6 protein-coding genes are annotated in these 9,806 nt (G+C 71.5%); 4 read left to right on the top strand and 2 right to left on the bottom strand.

The genetic code is table 11. From position 1 onward, the window contains the following. Positions 1 to 75: 75 nt before the first annotated feature. Positions 76 to 849 carry a thioesterase II family protein gene (locus FXF65_RS12275; RefSeq protein ID WP_148349883.1) on the bottom strand — a complete coding sequence of 258 codons (774 nt, stop codon included), beginning with the start codon at positions 847 to 849 and terminating at the stop codon, positions 76 to 78. 283 nt (positions 850 to 1,132) lie between these two features. Here FXF65_RS12275 and FXF65_RS12270 point away from each other — a divergent pair, with 283 nt between their 5' ends. The 3 genes from FXF65_RS12270 to FXF65_RS12260 all read left to right on the top strand — a co-directional run bounded on the left by FXF65_RS12270 (position 1,133) and on the right by FXF65_RS12260 (position 3,688). Then, a complete protein-coding gene (locus FXF65_RS12270) occupies positions 1,133 to 2,677 on the top strand; it encodes an acyl-CoA carboxylase subunit beta (RefSeq protein ID WP_187412249.1) in 1,545 nt (514 codons plus the stop codon). 49 nt (positions 2,678 to 2,726) lie between these two features. Next, positions 2,727 to 2,936, top strand: a complete 210-nt coding sequence (locus FXF65_RS12265) for an acyl-CoA carboxylase epsilon subunit (protein WP_148349881.1) — start codon at positions 2,727 to 2,729, stop codon at positions 2,934 to 2,936. A 71-nt stretch (positions 2,937 to 3,007) separates the two neighbouring features. Continuing rightward, entirely contained in the window at positions 3,008 to 3,688 is a 681-nt protein-coding gene (locus FXF65_RS12260) for a thioesterase II family protein (RefSeq protein WP_148349880.1), read from the top strand. A 107-nt stretch (positions 3,689 to 3,795) separates the two neighbouring features. Here the strand turns inward: FXF65_RS12260 and FXF65_RS12255 are convergent, their stop codons facing one another. Next, the gene (locus FXF65_RS12255) at positions 3,796 to 6,750 is read right to left on the bottom strand and encodes an ATP-binding protein (RefSeq protein ID WP_148349879.1); all 2,955 of its coding nucleotides are present in this window, start codon (positions 6,748 to 6,750) and stop codon (positions 3,796 to 3,798) included. Between the two features lie 1,867 nt (positions 6,751 to 8,617). Here FXF65_RS12255 and FXF65_RS12250 point away from each other — a divergent pair. After that, on the top strand, positions 8,618 to 9,775 hold the full coding sequence (locus tag FXF65_RS12250) for a magnesium and cobalt transport protein CorA (protein ID WP_148349878.1): 1,158 nt from the start codon (positions 8,618 to 8,620) through the stop codon (positions 9,773 to 9,775). The last annotated feature ends 31 nt before the right edge of the window (positions 9,776 to 9,806 follow it).

The following is a 9,806-nucleotide window of genomic DNA, read 5'->3' as shown; positions in this document are numbered from 1 at the left end:
GCGCCGAGCGCCTCCCTCACTGTGAGAGGAACGTGAAAGGAACCGGGCTGGGAGAACTGGGCCGGGCGAACCGGTCTAGGAGAACCGGGACAGCACGTCCGTGAGGCGGGCGAGGGTCTCCTTCGGCCGGGCGGTCAGGTAGAAGTGCCCGCCCTGGAAGACCTGGAGGTCGAACCCCCCGGTCGTGTGGTCGCGCCACGCCCGCGCCTCGTCGAGCGTGACGTGCGGGTCGTCGTCGCCGGTGAACACCGTGATCGGGCAGCTCAGCGGCGGTCCCTCCGGGCATTCGTAGGTCTCGATCGCCTGGTAGTCGCCGCGGACGGCGGGCAGGAACGTGCGGAGCAGCTCCTCGTCGTCCAGCAGGACGCTGCCCGTGCCGTTCAGGCGCTTCAGCTCCCGGACGATGCCGTCGTCGTCCCGCAGGTGCACCGACTCGGCGCGGCGCCGCGACGGGGCCCGGCGCCCGGACGCGACCAGCACGGCGGGGGAGTGGCCGTCCTCCCGCTCCATCCGGCGGGCGACCTCGAACGCGACGATCGCGCCCATGCTGTGCCCGAAGAACGCGGGCCGGTCGGCGAGCCGCGGGCGCAGCGCCTCGAACACCCGGTCGGCGAGCACCTGGATGTCGGTGATCGGAGCCTCGGCGCGGCGGTCCTGGCGGCCCGGGTACTGGACGGCCAGCACCTCGGTCTTCGGCCGCAGCGCCGCCGAGACCGGAAAGTAGAAGCTGGCGGCGCCGCCCGCGTGCGGAAAGCACACGAGCCGCGCGGCGGCGTCCGGCGCCGGGTGAAAGGCCCGCGCCCAGGCGTCGCCCGCCGTGCTGGAACCGGTGGTGGTCGAATGGGCCATCGTCGTCATCTTCCCCGCGAATGAAAGGAGAGTGGCATCGGATCATGATGCCGCCGCGCGGTAATTGGCCCCAACCCCTACGCTCCCCTAAGAGAATCCGCGGGGGTTGAATTCTCCGGCCGCGCCGGGTGACCTTGTCAACGACATGAGATCGCGGAGGAGCGCCGGTATGACGATAATTGCCCGTCCGGACTCGGCGGCCGCGACCGGGGCCGGGGAAGGCGAATCCGCCGGGGAGCCCGCCGGGGAGAGGACCGCCGCGGACCGCCCGGGGTCCGCCGATATGCGATCGAATGTGGCGGAGCTGCGCGAGGCCCGGGCCATGGCGCGGGAGGGTCCGTCGGCGGCGGCGACCGAGCGGCAGCACGCGCGCGGGAAGCTGACCGTCCACGAGCGGATCGACCTGCTGTTCGACCCCGGCACGTTCAGGGAGATCGAGCAGTTGCGGCGGCACCGCGCCAGCGGCTTCGGCCTCGAGGACAAGCGTCCCGCCACCGACGGCGTCGTGACCGGCTGGGGCAAGGTCATGGGCCGCACCGTGTTCGTCTTCGCGCACGACTTCCGCATCTTCGGCGGCTCGCTCGGCGAGGCGCACGCGCAGAAGATCCACAAGGTGATGGACCTCGCCGAGGCGGCCGGAGCGCCGCTGGTCGCGCTGAACGACGGCGCGGGCGCCCGGATCCAGGAGGGCGTCACCGCGCTCGCCGGGTACGGCGGGATCTTCCGCAGGACGGTCCGCGCGTCCGGCGTGATCCCGCGGATCAGCGTCATCCTCGGGCCGTGCGCGGGCGGCGCCGCCTACGCTCCGGCGCTCACCGACTTCGTGTTCATGGTCAGCGACACCGCGCAGATGTACATCACCGGGCCGGACGTCGTGAAGTCCGTGACCGGCGAGTCGATCACCCATGAGCAGCTAGGCGGCGCGGACGTGCACGGCTCGGTGTCCGGCGCCGCGACGATCGTCTGCGCGGACGAGCGGGAGTGCCTGGAGGACGTCCGGCACCTGCTGTCCCTGCTGCCGTCGAACAACCGCGAGCTGCCGCCGGTCGAGCCGTCCGGCGACCCGCCGGACCGGCGCTGCGAGGCGCTGCTCGACCTCGTCCCGCCGGACGCCCGGCAGTCCTACGACATGCGCGCGGTCATCGCGGAGTTCGTCGACGACGGCGATTTCTTCGAGATCCATTCCCGCTGGGCGCCGAATATCGTCTGCGCGTTCGCCCGGCTGGCCGGGCAGGTCGTCGGAATCGTCGGCAACCAGCCCGCCGCGCTCGCCGGCGTACTGGACATCCATGCGTCCGAAAAGGCCGCGAGATTCGTCCAGTTCTGCGACGCGTTCAACATTCCGCTGGTGACGCTGGTCGATGTGCCGGGATTTCTGCCGGGCAAGGACCAGGAATACGACGGCATCATCAGGCACGGCGCGAAACTGCTCTACGCGTACTGCGACGCGACCGTTCCGCGGATCCAGGTGATCCTGCGGAAGGCGTACGGCGGCGCCTACATCGTGATGGACTCCCGCTCGGTCGGCGCCGACCTGTCGTTCGCCTGGCCCGCCAACGAGATCGCGGTCATGGGCGCCGAGGGCGCCGCGAACGTCGTGTTCCGGCGGGAGATCGCCGCCGCGCCCGACCCGGACGAGGCCCGGCGGCAGCGGATCAAGGAGTACCGCCAGGAGCTGATGCATCCCTACTACGCGGCCGAGCGCGGGCTCGTCGACGACGTCATCGACCCCGCCGACACGCGGGCGGTGCTGGTCGACGCCCTCGCGATGCTGGCCGCGAAGGACGCGCCGACGCCGTCCCGCAAGCACGGCAACCAGCCGATGTGACCCCGCCACACGCCACGCCGTCAGGCGCGAGGCCGAGAGAAGGTGCCCGGTGGAGCATGCGACCGCCCCCGTCCTGCGCGTCGTGCGCGGCGCGCCGACCGATGCGGAGCTCGCGGCCGCCACCGCGGTGCTGCTCGCCGTGCTCCGCGGCCGTGCCGCCCGCGCCGACCCGGCGAACGTCGCGGGGCGGCCGCGCCGCCCGCCCCGGCGCCGCGTCCCGCGCCCGTACCGTGCCCCGAGGGCCTGGACTTCGGAGTGACCCCCCGCCCGGCCTCCCCCGAGACCACCGCCGCCGTGGCGGGCTCCATCCCCTGTGAGGATCGCGCCGACATGCCCGGCCCAGCTCCCGCCCGACTCTGGATCCGACAGTTCCGGCCGCTCGCCGGCTGCAAGGTGCTGATGGTGTGCCTGCCGCGCGCGGACGGGCGGCCCGACTCGTTCGCGGCGTTCGCCGACGCCCTCGCGCCGTCGGTCGGCGTCCTCGCCGTGCAGTACCGCGGCCCCCGCGGCGTGCCCCGCCGGTCGCCGCCGGAGAGCGTGGGGGAGCAGGCGGACTGCGTGCTGGAGGGGGTGAGCGAGTACATCGACCGTCCGGTGGCGCTGTTCGGGGACGGCGCGGGCGCCGTCCTCGCGTTCGAGATGGCGCTGCGGCTGGAGGAGGAGTACGGCGTCGACCCGGTCGCGCTGTTCGCGGTCGCGTCGCGGGTGCCGGCCAGGCGGTCGCGGGTGCGGTCCGCCATCGTCGCGCTCGGCGGGGACACCGACCGAGGCGTCCCGGTCAGCGACGTCCTGGACTGGGGCGCGCACACCGACGGCGAGTTCCAGACCAAGATCCTCACCGGTGGGCCGCCGTTCCTGGACGGCCATTTCGCCGAGGTGGTCAACACGGTGACCGACTTCCTGCTGCCCTTCTTCGACCCGGACGTCTCCGGCGCGGACGTCATCGACATCCGCCGCTACACCGACCCCGACGGCCGGATGCGAGCGCGGACGGATGAGGCGGGCGAGTAGATGAGAAGGCCCCCGCCGCGCTCGGGAGGCGCTGGCAGGGGCTGCGATCGGCGGGCTTGGAGGCCGGGGTCGGGAACTGGGGGTTCTGGGTGCCGTCGGACGGTCCGTCAGACGGCCTGGGAGTTGTCGATGTGGATGGCCGCGAGGAGCTGCTCGCGGTTTCTGATCTCCATCTTGCGGTAGACGCGGGTCAGGTGCTGCTCGACGGTGCTGACCGTGATGAACAGCTTGTCGGCGATCTCGCGGTTCGTGTACGCCTGGGCCGCCAGCATCGCGACGCGCCGTTCGGAGTCGCTCAGCCGGGCGAAGGTGTCGTACCCCGCCGCCGCGCCGTCGCCGCCGGCGGCGCTCGTCGCGGCGGGCTGCGGCGACGCGGTCGGCAGCAGCGCCTGGCACATCGCCTCCGCGTTGCAGCTCTTCGCGATCCGCCACGCCCGGCGCGCGGTGCGGCGGGCCTTCGCCTTGTCGCCGAGCTTCTGGTACGCGCCGCTCAGGTCGGCGAGCACCCCGGCCGTCTCGTACCGGGCGCCGCTGGCCTCCAGCAGTTGCAGCGCGTCCTGGAGGATGGTGGGACGCTGCGCCGCCGTCCGCACCGAGGCGAGCGTCTGCAACGCCATCCCGCGCGACCGCCGCAGGCCGGTGTCGGCCCGGGCGAGCTGCTCCTCGACGAGCCGGGTCGCCTGCTCGTGGTCGCCGAGCCGCCGCCACGCCTCCGCCGCGCCGAGCCGCCACGGGACGAGCGCCGGAGTGTCGATGTTCCAGCGCCGCATCAGCTCGCCGCACTTCATGAAGTCCGACAGCGCCATGTAGGTGTTGTCGGTGGCGAGGAGGTGGCGTCCGCGCGCGTACAGGTAGTGGAGACCGGCCCGGGTGAGGAACAGCTCCGGCGGAACCTCTAACGTCAGCTGCCGCGCCGCCGCCTGGTGATCGCCCATCGCGGTGTGCGCCTCGACCAGGATCGCGACCGCCATCGCGCCGCTGACGTTCCACTTCTGCCCGGACAGGACGGCGAGCGCCGTCGTCGCCTCCTCCACCGCGTGCGCGAGGCGGCCGCGGCGCAGCGCGACGAGCGCGCTCACGCAGTCCATCACCGCCCGACCGGCGGGCGCGTCGTGCTCGCCGATCTCGGCGGTGAGCCGCTCGCACCAGTCGCCGGCCGCGTCCAGCCGGTCGGCGTAGATCAGCGACAGCAGCGCGGCGAGGCGGCGTCCCCTGGTCATCGCCGGGGGCCGCTTCTCGGTGCTCTGCAGCACCTGCTCGGCCGTGGCGATCGCGTACTCGTCGGCGCCCCGTTCGAGGATCCGCACCAGGGCGTGCGAGGCGCGCAGCCCGGACGGCGACGTCACCGAGACCTCGACGCCGGGCAGCGGACGGCTCATCCGCTCCAGTACGCCCGGATACTCGGCGGCGAGCAGCAGCCGGGTGCCGTGCAGCTCGATGTCGGACTCCCAGTCGGCCTGCTGCCCGGTGCCGAGATGCTCGATGACCGCCAGGGCGTCGTCGAAGTCGAGATGGAACAGCATCCCCTGCGCGAGTTGCAGCGTGTCGTCGGCGGGGAGCCGCCCGGCGAGCAGCGGGGCCTTCAGCGCGGCGAAGTGCTGCGCCGACGCGGCGGGCCTGAGCTGCCACTGGACGCCCGCGTACTGCACCTTGACCGCCGTGCGCTGCGCCTCGTCCGTGCAGCACTCGTTGGCGAGCTCCAGGTACCGGATGACCCGCGTCACGTCGTTGTCGACGAGCGCCTCGTGCGCGGCCTCCTGCAGCACCGGCAGCACCCAGCCCTCCCGCAGCGGACCCGCGCCGAGCAGGTGCGGCGCGACGACCCGGGCGGGCGCCCCGGCCTCGTGCAGGAGGCGGGCGGCGCGGTGCCGCAGGTCCGCCCCGTCGCCCGGCGGGATCTCGTGCAGCACCGCCTGCCGGACGGCGACGCGGCGGAACCGCGGGCCGTCGAGGACGCCGATCTTGGTGAGCATCCGGATGAGCCGGTCCACCAGGTCCGGGTCGATGCCGCTCAACCGGCTGAGCAGCAGGGTGCTGGCCGAGTCGTCCAGGAGCGCGATGCTGTGCGCGAGCCGGACCGCGCTCGGGCCGAGCCGGTGCACGCACGCGAGCACCGCCTGGTGGAAGACGTGCCCGGTGGGCAGGCCGTGCCCGGCGTCGGGCCCGGTGCCGAGGTCGCGCGGGTCGTCCGCGCCGGGCTCGCCGCAGACCCGGTGCTCTTCGAGCAGGGCCTCGACGAGCAGCGGGTTCCCCGCGGTGAGCGCGTGGATCTCCGCGACGAGGTCGGGCGTGTGGGCGCACGACGTCCGGCCCTCGTCCTCGGCCAGGTGGGCGATGTCGTCCAGGGACAGCGGTTCGAGGTGGAAGCGCCGGACGTTCGGCCGGTAGAGCAGGTCGTGCAGGATGCTCGGCGGCTTCTCCTCGATGGACGCGCCGTGCGTGAACACCAGCGCGAGCGAGAGCGGCGAGAGGCGCTGCGCCACGTACCGCAGGCACCAGAGCGAGGCGGCGTCGGCGTGCTGGACGTCGTCGACGGTGATCAGCAGATGGTGCCGCCGCGTCAGCCGCGTGATGATCTCGTGCGCGGCACGGGCGATCGCGAGCGGCTCCCCGTCGTTCGGCTCCTTGCTCCCGGTGTCCTTGTTCCAGGCGTCCTTGCTCTCGGTGTACCTGCCGTTCCAGATGGTGTTCCCGTCGCCCGTGTCCGAGGCGCCGTCGTTCTGACCGCCGGTGTCGAGGGCGGCCGCGTCGTCGTCGCCCGTGTCCGGCGTGCCCGCCCCCGAGCAGGGCTTCGCCGGACCTCGCGGCTTCGAGCGGCGCAGTTCCATCGACGGGAACAGTTGGCCGAGCACGCCGTAGGGCACGTGGCGCTCGTCCCAGGAGCCGAGCGCGCTGAGCACCAGGCTCCCCGTCCCCGCCGCGCGTTCCGCGACGGCGTTGAGCAGGGCGGTCTTCCCGATCGCGGTCGGGCCGCTGATCGCGGCGACGGCCCCGTCCCCCCGGGCGGAACTGATCAGTAGGTCGTGAAGGTTCTCAAGAGTCTCTGCTCTTCTGACCAACATCCGCTGAGCTTCCCCCTTTGTAAGCTGCGGCGCCGCGAGGCCGGTTCGCCCCGCGGCATGCTGTCGTCCGGCTGTGGCGCGCGCGCCGTGCGTGTCATTCGCGTCGCGCGCGCCGGGTGCCGGCGTGCGGCCCGTCCGTCCCGCCAGAGTCCACATCCCCGTTGCTTTCACTTTCGGTCGGCTGTCGTACGTCTATCCGGATCTCTGGCCGGCGCCCCGGAGCCCTCGGGACATTCCGGGCACGGCATCTCGGCCAGCCTATTGGGACCCCTAATCGGTGGGGACCCCTACACTCCCCCTAGTCCTATTTTCTAGAACGTGATCATGACCGTTGGCAAGTGCGTTTGCTTTGCCGTCGCCCATTGGGTCTGCACGACCTGTGAGCAGGCATTCGCACGGCGTGAAAACCGGCCGGTAGACATTACGTTCGGTATTCGCGCATCTACGAATTAGTGGGTGTACGCGGGGGGTCCGGGCGGGTAGGGAACGGTCAATTTAATAGCAGGTGAAACATTGCGCGCGGCGCTTGCGTGGACGCGCGCGTCTGTTTTATCGCGGAAACACGTAAAAGCGACGCACTATCGCGGTGCATCGCTTGCGCGGAGCTCTTGTGGTCCGCATTTCAACCCCCGTTCACAGACTTCCCAGGATCTGGTGGCGCCGCGCGGGGGTCGGCTGTTTACACGTGTGGTGGGCGGAAGGCTCCGGCTGTCCTGGCGCCGGGACACGCCCTCAAGGGACCGGGCGGGGGCGAGGGACGCGACCGGCGCCTCGCGGGGAACGCGAGCGCATCATGGCGATGACGTCTTTGGCCGGGGAGCATGCGGTCATCGTCTCCGACATTCGCTTACCGGTCGCTAACCTCCCGGCCACGCGCTCTGACCTCGGCAGGCGCGGCCGAGTGCCGCCGCCGACCTAAAAGAGGCCGTGACCAGGGGATTCGTGTTCGCGGACGACGTTCCGGCAGGCTTACCGCGGGCTCGTTTGGCCGGGACCGGCCAGCGCATCGGCGAAGGTCAGCGCGCTTGCGTCTCCCTTGGGGAGGACGTCGGCAAGGCGCGGGCGTCACCGGACGGGAGGTCGGGCCGATGAGCGCAGCTCCGCGCCGCCGATTAGCGGTGAGGACGCTTCCGGGATGGGCAGGCCCCGGCGTCCGACGAAGTCGAGTTCGCGTGGACGCGGGCTACGCGACATTGTCACCGTCATTGGTGCCGCCGCGGTCCCTGGTGCCCGCTGCGCACATTCATGGCGGACGGAGCCGGAGCCGATACGGGTGCCGGGCGACACGGCGACCCATGCCCGACAGTGGCATTCCGGCCGCCGGACGGCGCCGTTTCGCCCTGCCGTTCCCGGTGTGCCGCCGAAGCCGGAATGAGCAGCGGCCATCTCGATCACCCGTCAGCAGGTGTGAACAACGTTCGCGTTTTATCACGTGCTGATCACTACGCCGAGTAAACCCGACAAGATTTCATGATCCCGCCATGCGCAGGCCGAATGGCCGTGCTCGCCGTCCGCCGCTCATCTCACCGTCGCACTGCGGGACACCGTTTTTCGGCGGCGACCCATCTCTCCTGGTCGAGCCGAAATTGGTCACGTTGGGCAATCGCCATTTCACACTTCCGCCGGGCGTCCATTCACTGGAGGCGACGGCAGCGGCGAGCGCCCGGCGGTCTGCGGTCGGCGGCGGGGGACACCCCGGCCTGCTCGCCGGTATGGCCGTGATGTCACTGTAGGTGGCGGGGCTGCGGAGCCGCCGTGGCGGCGGCCGTCACGGCACGCCGACACACCGGACGGCGACCCGGATGGGACGCCGACCCGGACATCATGGGCACAATCGTCCCCGATCCGAACCGAGGAGGTGGGAGGGATGGCCGAGCGCAGGCTGCGTCCGCTGCGTCCGCTCAAACGCGCGCAGGGCCCGGACCGCGGCTCCGCCGCCGACGAGTTCGTCGCGCCGGAGGAGTCGATGGACCCGCGGTCCCGCATCGCCGACGCCGCGATGGACAACCGCGTCATCGACAACGCCCTCTACCGCGGTGGACGGCGCGTCGACTCGCCCGCGACGCTGGCCGACACCATCACGCGGCTCCGCGCCACCAGCGGCGGCCTCGCCTGGATCGGCCTGTACCGGCCGGTCGAGGCGCAGCTGCTCGCGCTCTCGGAGGAGTTCGGGCTGCACGAACTGGCGCTGGAGGACGCCATCGTCGCCCACCAGCGTCCCAAGCTGGAGCGCTACGGCGAGACCCTGTTCGTGGTGCTGCGCTCGGCCCGCTACCTGGACGAGACCGAGGAGGTCGACTTCGGCGAGCTGCACGTGTTCCTCGGACCCGACTTCGTGCTGACCGTCCGGCACAGCGAGGCGCCCGACCTGGCCATCGTGCGCCGCCGCCTGGAGGACGACCCCGACCTGCTCAAACGCGGCACCGAAGCGATCCTTTACGCGATCCTCGACGCCGTCGTGGACGGGTACGCCCCCGTTGTCGCCGGGCTGCAGAACGACATCGACGAGATCGAGACGGAGGTCTTCGGCGGCGACCCGAAGGTGTCCCGGCGCATCTACGAGCTCTCCCGCGAGGTGATCGAGTTCCAGCGCGCCACGATCCCGCTGCTCGCCATGCTCGACCGCCTCATCGCCGGTTTCGACAAGTACGGCACGGACGAGGAGCTGCGCCGCTACCTGCGGGACGTCGCCGACCACGCCACGACCGTCGTCGAGCGGGTGACCGGGTTCCGGCAGATGCTGACCGACATCCTCACCGTCAACGCGACCCTGGTCTCCCAGGCGCAGAACGAGGAGATGAAGAACCTCACCGAGGCCAGCTACGCCCAGAACGAGGAGATCAAGAAGATCTCCGCCTGGGCGGCCATCCTGTTCGCCCCCACCCTGATCGGGACGGTCTACGGGATGAACTTCGACCACATGCCCGAACTCCACTGGATCGCGGGCTACCCCATAGCCCTGACCCTCATGCTGGGCACCTGCCTGACCCTCTACTTGATCTTCAAACGCCGCGACTGGCTCTGACCCGCCCCACCGCACCGAAAGCCGCCCTCAC

The sequence above is a fragment of the Actinomadura syzygii genome (genome assembly GCF_008085905.1).
GTDB classification, from domain to species: domain Bacteria; phylum Actinomycetota; class Actinomycetes; order Streptosporangiales; family Streptosporangiaceae; genus Spirillospora; species Spirillospora syzygii.
This window is presented reverse-complemented; position numbering and strand designations above follow the sequence as displayed.